We start from the raw sequence: 20,268 nt of genomic DNA, 5'->3' as shown, positions 1-20,268 counted from the left end.
ATAAAAAACGCCGTGCAAACCGCACGGCGTTTTTTTCTATTCATGATGGGTAAGCTTTTTCTGCTGTTTGGTTTTCAAATCATCCCGAACGGTTTTATCAGAAAGAGGAACTCCGCTGTAATAAGCCGCTCTCCCTAATAAATGCCCAGCAATAGGAGAGGTGATAAACACAAAGACAATGGCTAAAATTAACCGTGCACTAATATGGCCGGTGTCGATCCAAAAGTAGAGTAAGCAGCCCACTAATATAAACAGAACGCCCAAGGTAGCACTTTTAGATGCAGCGTGACTTCTTGTGTACGTATCAGGCAAGCGAATAAGCCCAATCATGGTCACAACTGTCAGAAGAGACCCTATTAGTACCAAAGCTCCTACAATGATTTCACTGATCACGTTCATATTCAATCACTTCTCCTTTCTCTAAAAACTTAGAAAAAGCAACGGTACCTACAAAGGCTATGATGCCTAGCAGTAAAATGACTTCGAAAAAAGCCTGAGTTCGAAAAATAATTGAGATGATGGCCGTGATGGCAATGATGTTAATTCCAATAGCATCAAGGGCCATTGCTCGATCAGCAGTGGACGGACCTTTTACCACTCGATAAACAAACCCAATAGTTGAAGCAGAAATGAGAATGAGCGAAACGTTTAAAAAAATATCGAGCATTTAACGACTCACCTCCATAATAGCTTTTTCGAATGTTTGCTGAATATCTGTAATAATGTCATCAATATCGTCTGTATTGATTGCATGAATATAGATAGTAGAATTATCATCGGACACATCCATCACCAGTGTGCCTGGCGTTAGCGTAATTAAAAGAGAAAGAATGGTAATTTCCCATTCACTCTCCAGACGGGTTGGCATTGCAAAGATGGCTGGCTGAATATTTAATTTAGGGCGCAATACGTCCTTAGTCACTGCAATATTGGCTTTGAATAATTCTCGTATGAAAATAAACAGCAGTTTAATGATCGCATACACTTTATGCAAGTAAAAACGTCTGTGAAAAAAACGGCGGAAAATAAACAGCAATACTGCTCCCCAGAAAAAACCTATAATAAAGGAAGGGAGTGTCCAAATTCCCCTCAAAAACACCCATGTGAATGCAATGATTACGTTTAATAATAGTTGAAATGACATGCAGATCTACTCCTTTAACACCGATTGGATATAAATTGAAGGATCCATAAGCGTTTGAGCGGCTGTTGACACATAAGGAATAACAGCTTCTGCACCTAGTCCCAAAAAGACAGAAACAGCAAGTAAGATAGCAGATGGGTATAGAATGCCTTTAAGGGATACTTTTTCATGCTCAGAAGAAAGCTTAGGTTCACCCCAGAAGCAGCTCATGAAAATCTTAATGGCAGAATATAAAACAAGCAGGCTTGAAACTAGTAAAACTCCTACAAACGTGTAGCTCTCTGATTCTAAGCCGCCCTGAACTAAAAGGAATTTTCCAATAAAGCCGCTTAGGGGAGGAATTCCTGCCAACGAAATAGTAGCGATAAAAAACATCCAGCCAAGCAGCGGATAGTCTTTAATTAACCCACCCATTTTCTTTAATTTTGTTGTTCCAGTTATTCGAACGATACTTCCAGCAAGAAGGAATAGAGCTGCTTTAATAATCATGTCGTGAATTAAATAATAAATAGCTCCTTCAAAACCTGCGTTTGTTGTCAAGGTCACCCCGTAGACAATGACTCCGACAGCAATAATAATGTTATAAATTAAGATTTTATTTACATCCGAATAAGCAATGGCGCCTACTGCACCAACAACGATAGTCAAAAGCGCAACGTAGCCGATAATTTGATGAGTAAATTCAGGATGATGGTAAAACAGTAAAGTGAAAGTCCTGAAAATCGAATAAACGCCTACTTTTGTGAGCAAAGCACCAAACAACCCGATAATAACCGGTGGAGGCGCACTATATGAACCTGGAAGCCAGAAATACATTGGAAATAAAGCTGCTTTTAAGGCAAAGACGATAAATAAAAGCATGCCAATAGTTGTTAAAATTCCCGGCTGGTTCGCCTCAGCAATTCGCTGTGAAAGGTCCGCCATGTTGAGAGTTCCTGTTACGGCATATAAATAAGCAACGGCAATGACAAACAAAGCGGATGAAATGACATTGACTAAAATATACTTAAGTGACTCTCGAAGCTGTGCTTTTGTACCGCCAATTACAATAAGAGCGTACGAAGACATAAGCATGACTTCAAAAAAGACAAATAAGTTAAAGATATCACCTGTTAAAAAGGCACCGAATACGCCCACTAATAAAAATTGTACAAATGAATAAAAGTAAAAGCGTTCACGCTTTTCCCCAATTGTTTGAAAGGCAAAAAGAACGCAGCATAGTGTTACCACACTAGCAGTAAGTACGAGAAGGGACGCGAACATGTCCGCTACTAGAATAATTCCAAAAGGAGGCTTCCAGTTCCCAAGCTCGTGAGTTAAAATACCTTTTGACTGAACCAGTTGTACTAAATAGGCAGCAAAAGCAGTGGTGGTGATTAATGATAAAACACTGATTATCCTTTGAAGTTTAATATTGTCTTTGAAAAAAATGAGCACAACACCTACAACAAACGGGATAAGCAGTGGGATGATTACAAAATTACTCGTCATGTTCATTTCCCCTTAACTTGTCCATATCGTCTGTTCCGAGTTCTTGATAAGCCCTGTACGCTAGTACAAGGAAAAAAGAAGTGACGCCAAAGCTTATGACAATGGCAGTTAAAATGAGGGCTTGAGGTAAAGGATCTGTATAAGAAGAAGCCTTTTCTCCCAGAAGGGGAACACTCCCCCCTTTTAATCCGCCCATCGTTAAAATTAACAGGTGAACACCGTGGCTTAATAAGCCTGTTCCAATAATAATTCGCAGTAAACTGCGCGATAACATGAGATATACAGCGGCAGTGAATAGAATCCCTGCCACTATGGACATTAATATTTCCACTATTCACTCTCTCCAATCGTTTGAATAATGGTCATCGTCACACCAACAACTACTAGATATACACCTAAATCAAACAGTACAACGGTAGCTAAAGATGTTTTCCCGAGAAGGGGAAGGTTAAAGTAGCTATATGTGTGAGTTAGAAATGGGACTTTGAAAATAAATGACCCAAGCCCCGTTAAAATAGCTAGCAGCAGTCCGGAAGCCGCGACCTTCTTATAATCAAATGGGATGACTTTTGATACGGTTTTTATATCGAAAGCCAGCAGTAGTAATACAAGGGCTGCTGAGGTAGTAAGTCCCCCAACAAACCCTCCTCCCGGTGTATAATGACCTGCAAAGAAAAGATGAATGGCAAAAATGATAATAATGAACGTGACTACTTTCGTTGTGGTTTGTAGTATCAAATCATTTTTTTTCACTCTTCTTCCTCCTTTGTTAACCGAAGACGAATCATGCCATAGATAGCAAGAGCTGCTATACAAAGTACGGTAATTTCAAATAGTGTATCAAATCCGCGAAAGTCCACAAGGATTACGTTCACCATGTTTTCGCCGCCTGCTTTTTCGTAGCTGTTTTCAATAAAGTAATGTGAAATCGATTCAAATAATTTCGTACTGTTTGCTGATATGCCAAGCAGTGTAACAGTCGTTCCTACAAGAAGAGCAACCAGTAAGTTTGGCAGCTGAAACTTCACCCTTACTTTTCGTTTCCGAAACTCCGGCAAGTAGTAGAAACATAGTAAAAACAGGGATACCGATACAGTTTCAATAACTAATTGAGTCAAAGCTAAGTCAGGAGCTCGGAATAGTACGAAAAATAAAGAGAGCGTATACCCGACAACTCCGAGCGAAATAATGGCTGTGAGGCGTGATTTTGCTAATAAAGTTGTAATAGTAGCTGCAACCATTACGACTGCTAATATGGCCTCATAAACGCCTATAGAAGCAGTATCTTTTAAATCAATCGCAAAGGCATTCTGAGAAAAGAGCGTCACGAGAAGTAAAATGCCTATGAAAGTAAAAATGATTAAAAGATAGTCTCTAATAAATCCTGTCATTAATGTTTTCATGATACGTGTTGACCCTTTTTCCATCCCTTTAATTCCATAATTATAGCCGTTATTAAGCGTTAAAGAAGAAGGGAATCGTGTATAAATTTTTGACCACTTTTGAATCGTCATAAATAATAAAATACCAAATATGATGACCCCTAGCGTCATAAATAATTCTGGCGTAAAGCCATGCCAAAATTTAATATGCACTTGATATTCTTTACCTTCAGCTAGCAGGCTAGGTGCGATAGAGGCCATTGTTGGCTCAATAAGGGTTGATTCTAATAAATTAGGAGCAAAGCCGAAAATAACAACCAGTGATGCTAAAATAACAGGTGAAATAAGCATGCCTACTGGTGCTTCATGCGGCTTCTTCTCTAGTTTTTCGGGCTGGTATTTGCCTGTAAAGGTTTTAAAGACAAGAATCATACTATAGACGAAAGTGAAAATACTTCCTAACCAAGCGATGATAGGCAACAAAATTCCCCACGTCTGCATGCTATACATATCCATTTTTGTCACGTTTACCATGCCTGTAAAAAACATCTCTTTACTTAAGAATCCATTAAAGGGAGGAAGACCCGCCATTGAAAATCCCCCGATGATAGCAATGGTAAATGTCACAGGCATGAAGCTCATTAACCCGCCTAACTTTCTAATGTCACGCGTGCCTGTTTCATGATCGACAATCCCTACTACCATAAACAAGCTGCCTTTGAAGGTAGCGTGGTTAATCAAATGGAAGACCGCTGCAGTAAGAGCTACTAAGTAGATATTATCGTCTAAAAAATCATAGTGAATAGCTGCGCTACCTACTCCTATAAGTGACATAATCATCCCGAGCTGACTAATGGTTGAAAAAGCTAAAATCCCTTTCAGGTCTTGTTGCTTTACTGCTGAAAATGAGCCCCAAAACAGTGTAATTAGTCCTATGATTGAAATAGCAAAAAACCAAGTGGCGCTTATAGCAAAAACAGGGCTAAGTCTTGCTAAAAGATAAATTCCCGCTTTTACCATTGTGGCTGAATGAAGGTATGCACTCACTGGGGTTGGAGCTTCCATTGCATCTGGCAGCCAAATATGAAAAGGAAACTGAGCAGATTTTGTAAAGGCCCCTAATAAAATGAGGACTAGAGCTGGAATGAATAGATGGCTTGATGTGACTACATCTACGTTTGAGATAATTTCGCGTATGCTGAAAGTACCTGTCATGACGTATAAAAGCACAATTCCTGCTAATAAGGAAAGTCCTCCGAATACGGTAATGAGCATAGATTTTAAGGCTCCGTATTGAGATTTCTCTCGTTTATACCAATAACCAATCAATAAAAAAGATGAAAGGCTTGTTAATTCCCAAAAGCTGTAAAGGCTCATTAGGTTGTCTGATAATACAACTCCTAGCATCGACCCCATAAAAAGAAGCAAATAGACATAAAACGAATGCAGTGCTTCTTTTGTCTTAGAAAGATAATAAATGGAGTAAAGAATAACAAGTGTCCCAATTCCGGTGATTAATAGAGAAAACAGAAGACCAAGTCCATCCACATAGGCATCAAAGTTAATGCCCAGACTAGGTATCCATTTCATTGAATGTAGATATGTTTCCCCCTTAGAAACACCACTGATATATTGTGTGAAATAAATGAACAACACAAGTGGAAGAGGTAAAACGAACCACCCTGTATGAATACGTTGGAATTTCCTATACAGAAGGGGGACAAAAAAAGCTAATAAAAAAGGCGATAAAATCACCAAGTGCAACCACGACAAAAGACAAACCTCCTTGTGATATTCAATTCTGTAACCGATTATATAATAATTTAATTATGCATGCATCCATGCTATTTCTTAGTATCAGCGGATTTTTCAAACCTTATTAAATAAATAGAAACTCGTCACAAAATCCATAAAAAAAACATAAAAAAATTTTTTGAACGTATAAAAATCACTCGAAATTGTCACTCTAAGAGTGAGGTGATGGAAATGTATAGGAAACAAATAGCCATCAGTTTTCTCATTTTTACCGCATTATGTATGAGCGGATTTGTGCTGAATAACCACTTGGAAATGAAAGAAGAAAACAGGATGCTACTCACTTCTAAAAACCAAGCTGAAAATTCCATATCAATAGACTCTTCCCTTTTAAAAGCCTCTTATAAACCGAGACAATATGTGAAAATAGGTGAAATGAACTATATTACACCCCACCCGATAAGCAAATAAAAAACGATTGAAGATCACTCTTTAGTCGTTTTTTATTTGCTTATTATTTGCGTAATCGTGCATGAATTACGTCCTGTAATCAAAGAACATTAGTTGACTTCACAACTGAATTTATCGTTAAATAAAAGGGTACATACAATGATTGCAGTTTCAACAAACTATAATGATTGTGTCAAATTGTAAGTGGATTCACTTGAATTCAGCTAGCAGTTTCGATAAAGTGAAAAATAAAGATATTTTAATGGAGGAACAGACTATGACACATGTTCGTTTTGATTATTCAAACGCGTTATCATTTTTTGGTGAACATGAACTTACATACTTACGTGATGCCGTGAAAGTAGCTCACCATTCAATTCATGAGAAAACAGGTGCTGGAAATGACTTTTTAGGATGGGTCGACCTTCCTACGGAGTATGACAAAGAAGAATTTGCACGCATTCAAAAAAGTGCAGAAAAAATTAAATCTGATTCAGACATATTAATTGTTATCGGTATTGGAGGATCTTACTTAGGTGCTCGTGCTGCTATTGAAATGCTTCAGCATTCATTCTATAACACATTATCAAAAGAACAGCGTAAAACTCCGCAAGTTATTTTTGCTGGTAACAACATCAGCTCAACATACATGAAAGACTTAATGGATGTTTTAAAAGATAAAGATTTCTCTATTAATGTTATTTCAAAATCTGGTACAACAACAGAACCGGCGATTGCTTTCCGTATCTTCCGTAAATTATTAGAAGAGAAATATGGCAAAGAAGAAGCACGCAAGCGTATTTATGCAACAACAGATAAAGCGCGCGGCGCATTAAAAACATTAGCGGACGAAGAAGGCTATGAAACATTTGTTATTCCAGATGATGTAGGCGGCCGTTATTCAGTATTAACTGCGGTTGGCTTATTACCAATTGCCGCTGCGGGTCTTGATATCGAACAAATGATGAAAGGGGCAGCTGATGCTCAAGAAGCATTCTCATCATCAGAGCTAGAAGAGAACCCAGCTTATCAATATGCTGTAGCTCGTAATGTGCTTTATAATAAAGGAAAAACAATTGAAATGTTGATTAACTATGAGCCAGCTCTTCAATACTTTGCTGAGTGGTGGAAACAGTTATTTGGCGAAAGTGAAGGAAAAGACCAAAAAGGTATCTACCCTTCATCTGCTAACTTCTCAACGGATCTTCATTCTTTAGGTCAATATGTACAAGAAGGTCGTCGTGATATTTTTGAAACAATTGTACAAGTTCAAGATTCTCGTCATGAGCTCACAATTGAAGAAGATGCAGCGGACTTAGATGGATTAAATTACTTAGCTGGTGAAACAGTTGACTTTGTAAATAAAAAAGCGTTCCAAGGTACAATGCTTGCTCACACAGATGGAGGCGTTCCAAACTTAGTTGTGAACATTCCTGCGCTAGATGAGTATACGTTCGGATATGTTGTATATTTCTTCGAAAAAGCATGTGCAATCAGCGGCTATTTATTAGGCGTAAACCCATTCGATCAGCCGGGAGTAGAAGCATACAAAGTAAATATGTTTGCTCTTCTTGGAAAACCTGGTTTTGAAGAGAAAAAAGCAGAATTAGAAAAGCGTTTGAAATAAATAAAAAGTTCACCTTCTTGTTAGAAGGTGAACTTTTTTGCTTTTGAGATAAAGGATAAAACGCTGGAAAAAGGACATGTTAAAACAGAGGAGGGATAACATGATTGAATTATCTTCAAGATTAGAGGGAACATTATTCAAGCTTTACGAATTAGAAAAAACGCTTAAGCCGCTTGGGTATAACATTGGAGGGAATTGGGATTATGACCATGGTTCATTCGACTATAAGATGAATGATGAAGTCGGCTATCAGTTTTTACGTATCCCGTTTACAGCTACGAACGGAGAACTGGATTCTAAAGGAACAACCGTACAGATTGGCACGCCATTTTTACTTTCACATAAATATCAAATTGGTCTAGATGACGATGTTCACAATGGAAATGTGAGTGCTTCATTTAATCAGTTTGCAGAACCCCAAGACGCAGACGCTTCATTTCCAGAAAAGTATATCAGCTTAGGAGAAGAGCTAATTAGAGAGGCAGAAGATGCGCTGCTTCAGTAATTGAAGGAACTATTCTTTTTTTAAACTCTCTAATTTTTTCACAAAAATATGTTCGTACATGACTTGACTAATCAACTCATTTGTTTTAATCATTTCATTCACACCCAAATTTTGTGCATTTTGAATATGCTTTTTTGTTAACAGTTCAACGATGCTGTAAATAGAAGGATTCAATCCTTGCAGAGCGACTAACGTAACAATCGTATTCATGTCTGCATATTCTTCTGTCTTATGCTGATCGGCAGTAATCAGCACTTTTTTTGCGTACCGAGCGTTGGCAAGTTCTAATACTTCATAATGAGAAGGACTTCCTTTAATAAAATGAACGCGATCACAAATCATGGGATTTTTAGTCAGAGAGTCGTCGATAAGAACAATGTCTTCTTTATGAAATGCGTCGCGATAAGACTCTAACACGAGTTTGGCGCGCTCATTCCACCCAACAACGATGAAGTGATCTTTTCCATAAAATTTTAAATTCCCTTCCAAATAAGCGCTCTCAGCGGAAACAGCAATTTTAGAAAGCGTAACAAAATAAGTGGTAATAAATCCTGTTCCGATCAGGACTAAAATAATTGCAGCTAACCTTCCAATCGTAGTGGTCGGAGCAAAATCACCGTACCCTATAGTAGAGATTGTAATAATAACCCACCAAATTCCTTCAAATACATTCCCAAACGTTTGCGGCTCTAGGAAATGTATAAGCATGCCAAAAAGTAGAACAAGGCAGCCGATAATAAAAAGAAGCCGCACTAAAATAGAACGACGGAAAAGTCGAAATAATAGCCATTCCATCATAAAAAAACCTCCAGTAATTAGTCATAGCCACAGTATGACCATTTTTCACTGAAGGTATAAGATATCTTTATCTTTTTACTTCGTAATATTCAATCCATTCTTTGTCTGGACCGTAGAAAAATAAGTATCTTGCTCCATTTGGCAAAGTTACAATGTTTTCTTCCACAAATGAAACGCCTGCTGATTTTAAACGCTCAAACTCCTCTTCAATTCCGTCTACCGCCAGCGCAAAATGATGAACTTTACCTTCGTTAGGTAAGCTTGAGTTATACCCTTGAATTAACTCTACGATTACATTGCCTTCTAAACCTAGAAAAGCTAGCTTCAAAGACGGATCGGTATGTGGTAGTGTTTCGATGAGCTCTAATCCCACTTTTTGCGTATAGAACTCAATAGATTCTTCTATATCCTTTACTTGAACGCCTACATGTTCAAATTTTAAAATTGTCATATGCATCACCCGTATCTATAGTATGTAAAAACTATGAAATATATTAAAGAGAAAGGATATAGAAGTCAAGATAGGGCTGCTTATCAGGAAAGGGCTCTTAAATCATATTTTTGCTGGAGTGAATAGGGTAGAGGCTTCCATCAAGAGCAAACGAAATTTTGCCTGTTTCTTCAGATACAACTAAAATTAGTGCATCCGATTTTTCCGACATTCCAATGGCTGCACGGTGACGTGTTCCCAATTTTTTGGTCGTTGAAATAATAGACGAGAGAGGTAAAACATTAGCAGCTGAGATAAGCTGATTATTTCTAATTAGGACGGCTCCGTCATGTAAGGGGGTCCCTGGGTAGAACAGTGTCTCAACTAGCGTAGCGCTGACAGGAGCTTGAATAGGCATTCCCTTTTGAATAAGAGGGTCTACATTTTGTTCCCGTTCAATGACAATTAAAGCGCCGTGACGTTTCTCAGAAAGGTTATGAATAGCTAAGGACAGAGCAGCATATTCAAATGTATAAGGCGATAGATAATGACGCAAGTAATAAGAGGCGGCCGTAGCTTGAACATCTTGAAATAACCTCCTCATCTCCTCAAAATCACATAGGATACAATGATCACTCGTATCTAAATGTTTGATTAAATTAGAGGCTTCAGTTGAAATTTGCTGTAAATATGTTCGTACATTATTTTTAATTGTATCGTCTAATTGAAAGGATTGTCTCTCCATCTTATATAGCTCCTATCTGTCAGTCAGTGTTATCTGTAATGTGTGCTAATGTGGGTGAATTATCCGTAAAGCTTATAAATCCCTTATTAATTTTATAGAGAGGTGTTGTGTTTTATTTAGGAAGAGAATATAAAAAGTTGAGGGAAAAGAAAGCGTTTTATAAACTGATATGTTCACATTTGGTTTAAATTTACATATGTTGTTTTAAATAAAAGTATAGATATTTCTGTGAATTTAAAGTATAGTTTTCTTATCGGATATATGATTTTTAATGTTGACAAATATTCTAAATATGCTAAAATTTTTAAAAAATGCTTATCAAGAGTGGTGGAGGGATCTGGCCCGCTGAACCCCGGCAACCTGCTTAGCAAGGTGCTAATTCCAGCAAAGTGTGTATCATTTTGAAAGATAAGGTGAAAATTTATTGCCTACCCAGTCTTTCAATATGGAAGACTTTTTATTTTGATATAGCGCAAGCGATAATTTAAGGAGGGACATCAATGACTGTAACCCCCGACTTAAAACAAATCTTTGAGCACGTCGAAGCAAAGTAAGAATTAAATAGTTTCGCTGACTAGACACACTAGAGGCGGTTTTATCCAATTCTAGTGGGTAAAACCGTCTTTTTTTATTGGATAACGCGGATAACTGAGAATTGGAGTGAAGAAAATGGCAGACTTATATACGTACGAAAACTGGAGTGATACATTTCCAGAGTTCGACAGTGAAGATGAAACAAAAGGAGCCCTTTCAGCATTGCAGTGGGCGTATGATACCTACGGAGATTCAATTATTTACGCATCAAGCTTTGGTATTGAAGGGATCGTGTTAATTGATTTAATTTCAAAAGTGAAAAAAGATGCTGAAATTGTCTTTTTAGATACGGGCGTTCATTTTAAAGAAACATATGAAGTGATTGATGCAATTAAAGAACGCTTTCCTGATTTGCGTATTCATATAAAAAAACCGGATTTAACTCTTGCAGAACAAGCTGAGAAACATGGAGATGAGCTTTGGAAGAGTCAGCCTAACCTATGCTGTCAAATTCGAAAAATCATCCCGTTAAGGGAATCACTTGCTCCTTATGATGCGTGGATTTCTGGTTTGAGACGCGAGCAGTCTGAATCTCGTGCCAACACGAATTATTTTAATAAAGATGAGAAATTCAAGAAAGTTAAAGTCTGCCCGTTAATTCATTGGTCTTGGAAAGAAGTTTGGCGCTATGTGTATAAGCATGAGTTACCATATAACAAACTTCATGATCAAGGCTACCCAAGCATCGGCTGTGAGCCTTGTACCGCACCTGCCTACAACGTAGACGATTTACGTTCAGGAAGATGGGCAGGTACACAAAAAGTTGAATGCGGATTACACGAATCTTAAATACGAAAGAGCTGAATAAATGATGCTTTTATATGTTGCCTTTATCATTGCGCTTTTTTTTGCAATGAATATTGGGGCAAGCGGTGCAGCAGCAGCTATGGGCGTTTCATACGGCTCCGGTGCGATTAAAAAGCGAAGAGTAGCCTTGTTCATCTGTGCTGTAGGTATTGTGCTCGGAGCCATTATCGGAGGCGGCGAGGTGGTAAAAACCATCAGTTCAGGTATCATACCTGAAAAATTGCTGTCAGTAGAATTAGTTATTATCATTCTGGCTGCTGCAACGCTGTCACTCTTTTTCGCGAATTTAATTGGTATCCCTCTATCAACAAGTGAAGTAACGGTTGGTTCAGTTGTTGGAGTAGGAGTAGCTTATCAATCTCTGTATGTGGAAAAACTTTTAGTTGTCATGTCTTTTTGGATTATTGTTCCGCTGGTTTCATTTGTCATTGCTTTTTTGATTGGAAAAGTGATAAAACGCAGAGCGCATAAAAAAGAAGCAGAGGGAAAGTGGAAAAGAGTTTTAACGATTTTAGTTATAGCCACGGGATTCTTTGAAGCCTTCTCAGCTGGAATGAATAACGTGGCAAATGCTGTCGGTCCTCTAGTAGGAGCTGGATTAATGGATGCCACAACGGGTGTCATAGCAGGAGGATTGGCTGTGGCGCTCGGAGCTCTTTTACTAGGAGGCCGAGTTATTGAAACAAACGGGAAAAAAATTACTCGCTATTCTGTAGGAGAAGGGTGCATTATCTCGGGTACTGGTGCTTCTCTTGTTACAGCAGCTTCACTTTTTGGTTTGCCAGTACCGCTTACACAGGTCACTACGTCTTCTATTATTGGAATAGGAGCAGCGAAAACGGGATTCACGAAAGAACAGCGTGAAGTGGTCATTCAAATGTTAAAGGTTTGGGTGGTATCCCCCGTATTTTCACTCGTAATCTCATATGTTCTTGTGAAATTAGTACTTGAAAGCGACTTATATTCATTTGTGGTGTTAGCTAGCGGCTGCATTGCCACAGCAGGTGTTCTAAGCTTAGCTAGAGCGACTAGAAGAAAAAGAGCAAACTTGCAGTCGGAAAAAGAAAAAATGACTGCGTGATTCAAGTGCTTTTTATTATATTGTGTTAATTATTTAAGGAGGATTTTACAAAATGACAACAATTCAAGCACACGGTGGAGAATTAATTAATTTATATCAACCAACATATGACTACACGTCACTAACAAAAGAAATCGAAGTAGATAACATGGCTCTAAGTGATTTAGAACTAATTGGAATTGGTGCTTACAGCCCAATTACAGGGTTTTTAGGAGAAAAAGATTATCAATCAGTTGTTGAAAATATGCGTTTAGCAGATGGAACAGTATGGAGTATTCCTATCACTCTTCCTGTAACAGAAGAGCAAGCTAAAGAATTAAACATTGGCGACAAAGTAAAGCTTGTTCAAAACGGCGTAACGTATGGTGTTTTAGAAGTTTCTGAAGTATATACGCCTAATAAAGAAAAAGAAGCGGAAAATGTGTACCGCACAGCAGAACTTGCTCATCCTGGCGTGAAAAAAATGATGGAACGCCCAAATGTATACGTAGCAGGTCCAATCGTACTTGTAGAACGTACACCTAAAACGCGTTTTGAAAAGTATTACCTAGATCCAACTGAAACAAGAGCAGCATTTGAAGAACGCGGTTGGAAAACGGTTGTTGGATTCCAAACTCGTAACCCTGTTCACCGTGCGCACGAATATATTCAAAAAACGGCATTAGAAATTGTAGACGGCCTGTTCTTAAATCCTCTTGTAGGAGAAACAAAGTCAGATGATATCCCAGCAGATATCCGTATGGAAAGTTATGAAGTACTTTTAGAGAACTATTATCCTAGCGATCGTGTAGCTTTAGCAGTTTTCCCTGCTGCGATGCGTTATGCTGGACCTAGAGAAGCGATTTTTCATGCAATGGTTCGAAAAAACTTTGGATGCACGCATTTCATTGTAGGCCGTGATCACGCTGGTGTTGGTGACTACTACGGAACATATGATGCACAGAAAATCTTCAGTAACTTTACAGCAGATGAATTAGGAATTACACCTTTATTCTTTGAACACAGCTTCTACTGCAAGAAGTGTGAATCGATGGCATCAACGAAAACATGCCCTCACAGCAAGGAAGATCATATGATTTTATCTGGAACAAAGGTACGTGAAATGCTTCGTAACGGAGAAGTGCCACCAAGCACATTCAGCCGTAAAGAAGTAATTGAAGTGTTAATTAAAGGATTAGCAAAACAAAAAGTATCTTCAAAATAAGGAGCGGTTGAAGTGAGCAAATCAACAAACATTACGTGGCATGATGCTGGAATTACAAAAGAGGAAAGACGCGAGCAAAATAATCATCACAGTTTTGTATTATGGTTTACAGGTCTTTCGGGTTCAGGTAAATCTACCGTAGCAAACGCAGTGGCAAAGGCGCTTTTTGATAAAAATATTCGCAACTATGTATTAGATGGTGACAATGTTCGTTTCGGCTTAAATAAGAATCTAGGGTTTTCTGCTGAAGATCGTACAGAAAATATTCGCCGTATCGGTGAGGTTTCTAAGCTATTTGTAGACAGCGGTCAAGTGGTACTAACAGCATTTATCTCTCCATTCCAAGAGGACCGCGCTCAAGTGCGTGAGATCTTAGAGGGGAATGAATTTTTGGAAGTATACGTGGAGTGTCCGTTAGAAGAATGTGAAAAAAGAGATCCAAAAGGGCTTTACAAAAAAGCAAGAAGCGGAGAAATCCGTGATTTTACAGGAATTGATTCTCCGTATGAGTCGCCGGCTAACCCTGAATTAACAATTAATACAAGCACACAGTCTGTAGAAGAATGTGTACAAACTGTTATTGAATATTTAGCTAACCGAAAATTTATCTAAATGACAGCGGACTTTGTCCGCTGTTCTAATTCAAATTAAAATGTGGGAGCGCTGCGGAGACGTGGAAATGATGGAAGGGTGAAAGGCATTCATGGGGAAAGTATATCTAGTCGGTGCAGGACCGGGGGATCCAGATTTAATTACATTAAAAGGGCTGAAAGCAATTCAGCAAGCAGATGTTATCTTATATGATCGTTTAGTGAATAAGGACCTGCTGGAGTATGCTAAAAGTGATGCAGATATCATTTACTGTGGAAAGCTTCCGAACTATCATACCCTCAAGCAAGAAACAATTAACAACTTTTTAGTGAAATTCGCTAAAAAAGGAAAAATTGTAACGCGCTTAAAAGGCGGAGATCCATTTGTTTTCGGACGCGGAGGGGAAGAAGCAGAAGCTCTCGTGCAGCAGGGCATTTCATTTGAAATTGTTCCAGGAATTACATCAGGCATCGCAGCTGCTGCTTATGCAGGAATCCCTGTCACTCACCGGGAATACAGCGCAAGCTTTGCTTTTGTAGCAGGCCATCGTAAAGATAGCGAGCATGATGCAATCAAATGGGATAGCCTAGCCAAAGGTGTAGATACTCTTGCAATTTACATGGGGGTGCGGAACTTACCGTACATTTGCCAACAGTTAATGAAACACGGAAAAACTTCAGCTACGCCAATTGCATTGATTCACTGGGGAACATGTGCGGACCAGCGCACTGTAACTGGAACTCTTGGTACAATTGTTGATATTGTTAAAGAAGAACAAATTGAAAATCCAAGTATGATTATCGTTGGTGAAGTTGTGAATTTTCATGACCGATTAAATTGGTTTGAGAAGACTGGACAGCATTACTATTCGTTTGCACAAGAAGCTTACTAAAGAGGTTGATTATATGGATGCAGTTTTATATGTTTGCCATGGCAGCCGCGTAAAAGAAGGCGCTGATCAGGCAGTTGCTTTTATTGAAAGATGTAAAAAAAATCTAGATGTACCGATTCAAGAAGTTTGTTTCCTAGAACTAGCTTCCCCCACTATTGAACAAGGATTTGAAGCGTGTATTGAACAAGGTGCTACCCGTATTGCAATTGTGCCCCTTCTGTTATTAACAGCTGCGCATGCAAAGCATGATATACCTGAAGAAATACACAAAGTATATGAACGTTATCCCCAGGTAGAAGTGCTGTACGGAGAACCGTTCGGCGTGGACGAACGAATTGTTGATATCTTGCTAGAGAGAATCAATGAAACCAATGTGGATAAGCATGAAGATTCGATGGTATTGTTGGTCGGCAGAGGAAGCAGTGATCCTGCTGTAAAAAAAGATTTTAACGAAATAGCTCAACTGCTAAAAGGCAAAGGTGCTTTTAAAGAAGTGAGCACATGCTATTTAGCTGCAGCTTCTCCTAATTTAAAAGAAGGCCTGCACCTTGCTAAACGAACTTCGTATAAGCAAGTATTCGTTCTTCCGTACCTTTTGTTTACCGGTATTTTAATGAACGAAATTAAGGAAGAATTGGAGCAGCTATCAACAGATGCCCAGCAGTTTATCTTAGCCAACTACCTAGGTTATCATGATGGACTTGCACACATTTTAAATCACCAAGTAAAAACGTTATTATCGAGCAAAGGAAATCAATACGATGTATACCGTTATGCTTGATTTAAAGGGTCGTTCGGTCTTAGTAGTTGGGGGCGGAACAATCGCAACTCGTAGAATTAAAGGTTTTTTACAAGAAGGAGCAGCCATTACAGTGGTTGCTCCAACTGTTTCAGCTGAAATAAATGAATGGGAAGCTAAAGATCAGCTGCGTGTAAAAAGAAAAAAAGTGGGAGAAGAAGACTTACTTAATGTCTTTTTAATTGTTGTGGCTACAAATGATCAAGCTGTGAATAAGTTTGTTAAGCAGCATATTAAAAATGATCAGTTGGTTAATATGGCCAGCAGTTTTTCCGATGGAAATATTCAAATTCCTGCACAGTTTTCTAGAGGGAGATTATCGCTAGCAATATCCACAGATGGCGCTAGTCCTTTGTTGACAAAACGAATCAAAGAAGACTTATCCTCAAGTTATGATGAGAGTTACACACAGTATACACAGTTTTTGTATGAATGCAGAGTTCTTATCCACAGATTGAATGTGTCAAAGAGCCGTAAACATGAGTTATTAACAGAAATTATCGATGATCAATACCGGCTGTCTCTAGTAAAACAGCGGGAATTTTTACAACAGATTAAAAAATACAAATAAAAAACGGCCAGTTGGCCGTTTTTTATTTATACATTTTCAACTTCAATGCTTCGAATACCGCTGATTTTTTGAATTTCGTAATACACTTCTGTAGTAGGGCGCTGGTTATTAACTGACACTTTCATTCGTATATACAATTCATTGGTGTCTAAATCTTTGATTCGAATATTTTTAATTGTAATATTCTTTTCTCTAATGCTATTAGTTGTATCAAAGATATTGTGCTTATCCGCCAGCTTGAGTTGAAGAATAAGCTCTTTCTCGCGCAGTTGCCTAGGCCCCAAAATAGTAATAAGGAAGGGAAGAAGTTCAACGCTGATAATGAGCAGTACAACTCCGGTAATAGCTTCAGGATAAAACCCTGCACCTACAGCAATGCCTATACCTGCTGCTCCCCAGATAATAGCCGCTGTTGTAAGCCCTGAGATGCTGTCATTTTCTTTTCGTAAAATGACGCCCGCCCCTAAAAAACCAATTCCAGAAACAATTTGCGCTGCCAGACGAAGCGGGTCCATTGTGATATGATCACCTTTATTAAAAATTTGAGAAGACTCAATCGAAACAATCGTGAGTAAACAGCTAATAATGGAAATTACGAGAGATGTTTTTAAACCAACAGGCTTTCGTTTTAGTTCCCTTTCAATTCCAATAATAAGACCAAGTACAGCGGAAATACCTAATTTGAGCAACATTTCATTTTCCATTATTTTCACCTATTTCAATAAACATTGTTGTTTATATCTGTATGAAAGAAGAAAAACAGATATGTATCAGTATAGTAAACTTTTCTTCATAATGACAGGTTAAATTCAAAAAAATCTGATTATTTATAAAGAGCTACGATCTTTTCTTTTAATTTATATTTTTGAATCTTGCCGGATGCCGTCATGGGAAAGTCGTCTATAAAATAAATATGTTCCGGAATTTTGAAATGAGCAAGCTTACCTTTGCAAAAGTCTTGGATTTCTTGAGCGGTAAGCAAAGAATGTTGCTTGAGTTTAATGCATGCAGCAACTCGTTCTCCATACTTTGGATCAGGAACACCGATAATTTGCACATCTTCTACCTCGGGTATTTTATATAAAAACTCTTCAATTTCTCTTGGGTAAATATTTTCTCCGCCTCTAATAATCATATCTTTTAGACGTCCTGTAATTTTTACATAGCCATCTTTATCAATGGTAGCTAAATCTCCTGTATGTAGCCAACCTTCTACAATTGTTTTTTCTGTTTCTTCCGGCATTTTGTAATATCCTTTCATTGTTAAATATCCTTTTGCACAAAGTTCTCCTTGTTCTCCGAAAGAAGCTGGTTTACCTGTAACTGGATTAATAATTTGAATCTGTACATGATTATGAACCTTGCCAACCGTTTGTACTCGCCGCTCGATAGAATCAGTTGGGGTTGTTTGGGTGATTACAGGAGATGTTTCGGTTTGACCATAGGCGATGGTAATTTCGTTGATGCCCATGTCATGTATGACTCGCTTCATTACTTCTGCTGGACAATTAGAACCAGCCATGATTCCTGTGCGAAGAGTAGATAAATCATATTGATCAAACTCAAGTGCATTTAATTCCGCAATAAACATAGTGGGTACACCGTGAAGAGCTGTACATTTTTCTTTCTCTACGGTGCGTAAAACAGAGGCAGGTTGAAATTCAATAATCGGTAGCATAGTAGCACCTACAGATACGCATGCTAGAACGCCCAGCACACATCCAAAGCAATGAAAGAAAGGAACTGGGATGCATAAGCGGTCTTCGTTAGTCAGTTTCATAGACTGAGCAACTAAAAAGCCGTTGTTTACTATATTATGGTGACTTAGCATAACTCCTTTTGGAAAGCCTGTCGTTCCGGAAGTATATTGCATATTGATAACATCATGGATATGTAGGGATTGTTCATGCTTATCGAGAACCTCATCCGATACCATTAAGCTACTCATTAAAAACCCGTTCCAAGATGTATGTTCGCTTGATCCACTTAAGTTTATAAGATGTTTTAGTTTGGGAAGATTATGTTCAATACCGGTGATGATAGATGTATAAGAAGTGCTTTTAAATTCATCAATGAAAAATAGCGCTGTTGTATCAGAATGACTCAATACATACTCTAATTCAGAGGATTGATAACTTGTATTAAGGGTAACCAAAACAGCGCCTATTCTAGCTGCTGCGAATTGAAGAAGTAACCATTCCGGCACGTTGGTAGCCCAGATAGCGATATGGTCGCCTTTTTTGAGACCGGTGGCTAGAAGTGCCTTTGCAACTCGAGAGGTTTCTTGATAAAATTCCGCGTACGTATAGCGAATATTTTGTTCAGAGTAAATAACCGCTTCTTGATGCCCAAACTTTTTTGTACTTTCTTTTAAAAGTTCTCCAACCGTTAATTCAAGCAATGGTTTCATTTGGTTTCCTCCTTGAATAATGTTAAAGTGTATATGAAAGCGTTTTCTAAAAGTAGTTTATCAAATTTAAAGAAAGTGTTCCAAAAAATCATTCGACAAATTCCTTCATTGTCCACTGTACGTATGAAGAAGGGGAGTAACTGAATTTATCGTATTGATTTCAATAAGTAAGTATACCGAATGCGAATATTGTAATAAAATAAAGAAATGTCTCCTTTTTATTAAGAAGACAACGTAACATCATATTAATAAAGAATGGTATAAAAATATGAAGTAAACAAACAAAAAATCATGCTGAATGTTGAAAGTGAAATAAATGAAAGGCCGTTGACTCTTCCTTCTTTATTAGAGATTTGAATTGATTCCCAATAAGCAAGTGAAATTAAGAGAATAGACATACAAAAGGACAAATAGAGTGCAGCTGCAATTAAGGTATCCAAGTGAACGCCTCCTTGGCGGATAATGATTTAATAGACATTATGCTAGTGTGGCTCTAGATATGCTAGTATCTATTAATTGACTAACGTTTCACGTACAAGAAAATAGTTTTTAAAAATATATCGAAAAACTATTGCACAATAAAAGAAGGCGTGGTATATTATTAAATGTCGCTAAGATGAACTGCTAAAGCAAACATCGAAGTGATAAACAAATAAAAAAACTTGTTGACAACTAGCTTGCAACTTGTTATGATGGTAAAGTCGCTTAAGAGCGGCGGTTGAACTTTGAAAACTGAACAAAGCGACAAACGTCAACGTTAATTTTTATTTTTTAATTGAGCAAGTCAAACATTTCTTCGGAGAGTTTGATCCTGGCTCAGGATGAACGCTGGCGGCGTGCCTAATACATGCAAGTCGAGCGAACTGATTAGAAGCTTGCTTCTATGACGTTAGCGGCGGACGGGTGAGTAACACGTGGGCAACCTGCCTGTAAGACTGGGATAACTTCGGGAAACCGAAGCTAATACCGGATAGGATCTTCTCCTTCATGGG

At 38.1% G+C, this 20,268-nt stretch carries 22 protein-coding genes, 1 rRNA gene and 1 riboswitch; of the genes, 10 read left to right on the top strand and 13 right to left on the bottom strand.

What is annotated here, in order from left to right:
• Positions 1 to 36: 36 nt before the first annotated feature.
• The 7 genes from mnhG to LJC66_RS24950 are packed head-to-tail and all read right to left on the bottom strand — an operon-like array spanning position 37 to position 5,790.
• Positions 37 to 399 carry a monovalent cation/H(+) antiporter subunit G gene (gene mnhG / locus LJC66_RS24980; protein WP_013085304.1) on the bottom strand — a complete coding sequence of 121 codons (363 nt, stop codon included), beginning with the start codon at positions 397 to 399 and terminating at the stop codon, positions 37 to 39.
• Positions 383 to 667, bottom strand: coding sequence for a Na(+)/H(+) antiporter subunit F1 (locus LJC66_RS24975; protein ID WP_013059595.1), 285 nt, complete (start codon positions 665 to 667; stop codon positions 383 to 385). The genes mnhG and LJC66_RS24975 overlap by 17 nt, the downstream gene beginning before the upstream one ends.
• Positions 668 to 1,144 carry a Na+/H+ antiporter subunit E gene (locus LJC66_RS24970; RefSeq protein WP_230933748.1) on the bottom strand — a complete coding sequence of 159 codons (477 nt, stop codon included), beginning with the start codon at positions 1,142 to 1,144 and terminating at the stop codon, positions 668 to 670.
• 6 nt (positions 1,145 to 1,150) lie between these two features.
• The gene (locus LJC66_RS24965) at positions 1,151 to 2,635 is read right to left on the bottom strand and encodes a Na+/H+ antiporter subunit D (protein ID WP_230933747.1); all 1,485 of its coding nucleotides are present in this window, start codon (positions 2,633 to 2,635) and stop codon (positions 1,151 to 1,153) included.
• Positions 2,625 to 2,966: a Na(+)/H(+) antiporter subunit C gene (locus LJC66_RS24960; protein WP_013059592.1), complete on the bottom strand. Its 342-nt coding sequence runs from the start codon at positions 2,964 to 2,966 to the stop codon at positions 2,625 to 2,627. Before LJC66_RS24960 ends, LJC66_RS24965 begins: the two co-directional genes overlap by 11 nt.
• Complete coding sequence (locus LJC66_RS24955; RefSeq protein WP_013085301.1) at positions 2,966 to 3,388, bottom strand: Na(+)/H(+) antiporter subunit B; 423 nt, start codon at positions 3,386 to 3,388, stop codon at positions 2,966 to 2,968. Before LJC66_RS24955 ends, LJC66_RS24960 begins: the two co-directional genes overlap by 1 nt.
• On the bottom strand, positions 3,385 to 5,790 hold the full coding sequence (locus LJC66_RS24950) for a Na+/H+ antiporter subunit A (protein ID WP_098967070.1): 2,406 nt from the start codon (positions 5,788 to 5,790) through the stop codon (positions 3,385 to 3,387). Before LJC66_RS24950 ends, LJC66_RS24955 begins: the two co-directional genes overlap by 4 nt.
• Positions 5,791 to 6,499: 709 nt before the next feature.
• On the opposite strand from LJC66_RS24950, the gene LJC66_RS24945 reads away from it, so the two are divergent.
• Positions 6,500 to 7,849: a glucose-6-phosphate isomerase gene (locus LJC66_RS24945; RefSeq protein ID WP_230933746.1), complete on the top strand. Its 1,350-nt coding sequence runs from the start codon at positions 6,500 to 6,502 to the stop codon at positions 7,847 to 7,849.
• Positions 7,850 to 7,949: 100 nt separating this feature from the next.
• The gene (locus LJC66_RS24940) at positions 7,950 to 8,354 is read left to right on the top strand and encodes a YugN-like family protein (RefSeq protein ID WP_016765797.1); all 405 of its coding nucleotides are present in this window, start codon (positions 7,950 to 7,952) and stop codon (positions 8,352 to 8,354) included.
• Positions 8,355 to 8,363: 9 nt separating this feature from the next.
• Here LJC66_RS24940 and LJC66_RS24935 read toward each other — a convergent pair whose 3' ends face one another.
• From LJC66_RS24935 to cdaS, 3 genes are all read right to left on the bottom strand, one after another.
• Positions 8,364 to 9,152, bottom strand: coding sequence for a potassium channel family protein (locus LJC66_RS24935; protein ID WP_028409582.1), 789 nt, complete (start codon positions 9,150 to 9,152; stop codon positions 8,364 to 8,366).
• Positions 9,153 to 9,219: 67 nt separating this feature from the next.
• Positions 9,220 to 9,603, bottom strand: a complete 384-nt coding sequence (locus tag LJC66_RS24930; protein ID WP_013085297.1) for a VOC family protein — start codon at positions 9,601 to 9,603, stop codon at positions 9,220 to 9,222.
• Positions 9,604 to 9,700: 97 nt separating this feature from the next.
• On the bottom strand, positions 9,701 to 10,327 hold the full coding sequence (cdaS, locus tag LJC66_RS24925; protein ID WP_050688980.1) for a sporulation-specific diadenylate cyclase CdaS: 627 nt from the start codon (positions 10,325 to 10,327) through the stop codon (positions 9,701 to 9,703).
• A 312-nt stretch (positions 10,328 to 10,639) separates the two neighbouring features.
• A riboswitch (SAM riboswitch) is annotated at positions 10,640 to 10,742 on the top strand.
• Positions 10,743 to 10,996: 254 nt separating this feature from the next.
• Here cdaS and LJC66_RS24920 point away from each other — a divergent pair.
• The 7 genes from LJC66_RS24920 to LJC66_RS24890 all read left to right on the top strand — a co-directional run bounded on the left by LJC66_RS24920 (position 10,997) and on the right by LJC66_RS24890 (position 16,866).
• Positions 10,997 to 11,710, top strand: a complete 714-nt coding sequence (locus LJC66_RS24920; protein ID WP_050688981.1) for a phosphoadenylyl-sulfate reductase — start codon at positions 10,997 to 10,999, stop codon at positions 11,708 to 11,710.
• Between the two features lie 19 nt (positions 11,711 to 11,729).
• Positions 11,730 to 12,809: a sulfate permease gene (locus LJC66_RS24915; RefSeq protein WP_028409579.1), complete on the top strand. Its 1,080-nt coding sequence runs from the start codon at positions 11,730 to 11,732 to the stop codon at positions 12,807 to 12,809.
• A 52-nt stretch (positions 12,810 to 12,861) separates the two neighbouring features.
• Entirely contained in the window at positions 12,862 to 14,013 is a 1,152-nt protein-coding gene (gene sat, locus LJC66_RS24910) for a sulfate adenylyltransferase (protein WP_025752727.1), read from the top strand.
• Positions 14,014 to 14,025: 12 nt separating this feature from the next.
• The gene (gene cysC, locus LJC66_RS24905; RefSeq protein WP_014457932.1) at positions 14,026 to 14,625 is read left to right on the top strand and encodes an adenylyl-sulfate kinase; all 600 of its coding nucleotides are present in this window, start codon (positions 14,026 to 14,028) and stop codon (positions 14,623 to 14,625) included.
• 91 nt (positions 14,626 to 14,716) lie between these two features.
• Positions 14,717 to 15,496: a uroporphyrinogen-III C-methyltransferase gene (gene cobA, locus LJC66_RS24900; RefSeq protein ID WP_013059580.1), complete on the top strand. Its 780-nt coding sequence runs from the start codon at positions 14,717 to 14,719 to the stop codon at positions 15,494 to 15,496.
• A gap of 13 nt (positions 15,497 to 15,509) precedes the next feature.
• Complete coding sequence (locus LJC66_RS24895) at positions 15,510 to 16,277, top strand: sirohydrochlorin chelatase (protein WP_230933745.1); 768 nt, start codon at positions 15,510 to 15,512, stop codon at positions 16,275 to 16,277.
• Positions 16,258 to 16,866: an NAD(P)-binding protein gene (locus LJC66_RS24890; RefSeq protein WP_028409576.1), complete on the top strand. Its 609-nt coding sequence runs from the start codon at positions 16,258 to 16,260 to the stop codon at positions 16,864 to 16,866. The genes LJC66_RS24895 and LJC66_RS24890 overlap by 20 nt, the downstream gene beginning before the upstream one ends.
• Before the next feature lie 26 nt (positions 16,867 to 16,892).
• Here the strand turns inward: LJC66_RS24890 and LJC66_RS24885 are convergent, their stop codons facing one another.
• From LJC66_RS24885 to LJC66_RS24875, 3 genes are all read right to left on the bottom strand, one after another.
• On the bottom strand, positions 16,893 to 17,570 hold the full coding sequence (locus LJC66_RS24885) for an MgtC/SapB family protein (RefSeq protein WP_013059577.1): 678 nt from the start codon (positions 17,568 to 17,570) through the stop codon (positions 16,893 to 16,895).
• 119 nt (positions 17,571 to 17,689) lie between these two features.
• Entirely contained in the window at positions 17,690 to 19,276 is a 1,587-nt protein-coding gene (locus tag LJC66_RS24880) for an AMP-binding protein (RefSeq protein WP_230933744.1), read from the bottom strand.
• Positions 19,277 to 19,521: 245 nt separating this feature from the next.
• Positions 19,522 to 19,716, bottom strand: coding sequence for a hypothetical protein (locus LJC66_RS24875; protein WP_028412596.1), 195 nt, complete (start codon positions 19,714 to 19,716; stop codon positions 19,522 to 19,524).
• 353 nt (positions 19,717 to 20,069) lie between these two features.
• Here LJC66_RS24875 and LJC66_RS24870 point away from each other — a divergent pair.
• Positions 20,070 to 20,268, top strand: a 16S ribosomal RNA gene (locus tag LJC66_RS24870); the annotation flags it as partial.

It is taken from the genome of Priestia sp. TSO9 (genome assembly GCF_021029645.1).
Taxonomy (GTDB): domain Bacteria; phylum Bacillota; class Bacilli; order Bacillales; family Bacillaceae_H; genus Priestia; species Priestia megaterium_E.
This window is presented reverse-complemented; position numbering and strand designations above follow the sequence as displayed.

Bases quoted from the DNA above. Each gene is read 5' to 3' on its own strand.
- LJC66_RS24935 (WP_028409582.1), bottom strand. From the start codon at position 9,152: ATGATGGAATGGCTATTATTTCGACTTTTCCGTCGTTCTATTTTAGTG.
- sat (WP_025752727.1), top strand. From the start codon at position 12,862: ATGACAACAATTCAAGCACACGGTGGAGAATTAATTAATTTATATCAA.
- LJC66_RS24880 (WP_230933744.1), bottom strand. From the start codon at position 19,276: ATGAAACCATTGCTTGAATTAACGGTTGGAGAACTTTTAAAAGAAAGT.
- LJC66_RS24920 (WP_050688981.1), top strand. From the start codon at position 10,997: ATGGCAGACTTATATACGTACGAAAACTGGAGTGATACATTTCCAGAG.
- LJC66_RS24945 (WP_230933746.1), top strand. From the start codon at position 6,500: ATGACACATGTTCGTTTTGATTATTCAAACGCGTTATCATTTTTTGGT.
- LJC66_RS24965 (WP_230933747.1), bottom strand. From the start codon at position 2,635: ATGACGAGTAATTTTGTAATCATCCCACTGCTTATCCCGTTTGTTGTA.
- mnhG (WP_013085304.1), bottom strand. From the start codon at position 399: ATGAACGTGATCAGTGAAATCATTGTAGGAGCTTTGGTACTAATAGGG.
- LJC66_RS24885 (WP_013059577.1), bottom strand. From the start codon at position 17,570: ATGGAAAATGAAATGTTGCTCAAATTAGGTATTTCCGCTGTACTTGGT.
- LJC66_RS24930 (WP_013085297.1), bottom strand. From the start codon at position 9,603: ATGACAATTTTAAAATTTGAACATGTAGGCGTTCAAGTAAAGGATATA.
- cdaS (WP_050688980.1), bottom strand. From the start codon at position 10,327: ATGGAGAGACAATCCTTTCAATTAGACGATACAATTAAAAATAATGTA.
- LJC66_RS24970 (WP_230933748.1), bottom strand. From the start codon at position 1,144: ATGTCATTTCAACTATTATTAAACGTAATCATTGCATTCACATGGGTG.
- cobA (WP_013059580.1), top strand. From the start codon at position 14,717: ATGGGGAAAGTATATCTAGTCGGTGCAGGACCGGGGGATCCAGATTTA.
- LJC66_RS24975 (WP_013059595.1), bottom strand. From the start codon at position 667: ATGCTCGATATTTTTTTAAACGTTTCGCTCATTCTCATTTCTGCTTCA.
- LJC66_RS24890 (WP_028409576.1), top strand. From the start codon at position 16,258: ATGTATACCGTTATGCTTGATTTAAAGGGTCGTTCGGTCTTAGTAGTT.
- LJC66_RS24895 (WP_230933745.1), top strand. From the start codon at position 15,510: ATGGATGCAGTTTTATATGTTTGCCATGGCAGCCGCGTAAAAGAAGGC.
- LJC66_RS24915 (WP_028409579.1), top strand. From the start codon at position 11,730: ATGATGCTTTTATATGTTGCCTTTATCATTGCGCTTTTTTTTGCAATG.
- LJC66_RS24940 (WP_016765797.1), top strand. From the start codon at position 7,950: ATGATTGAATTATCTTCAAGATTAGAGGGAACATTATTCAAGCTTTAC.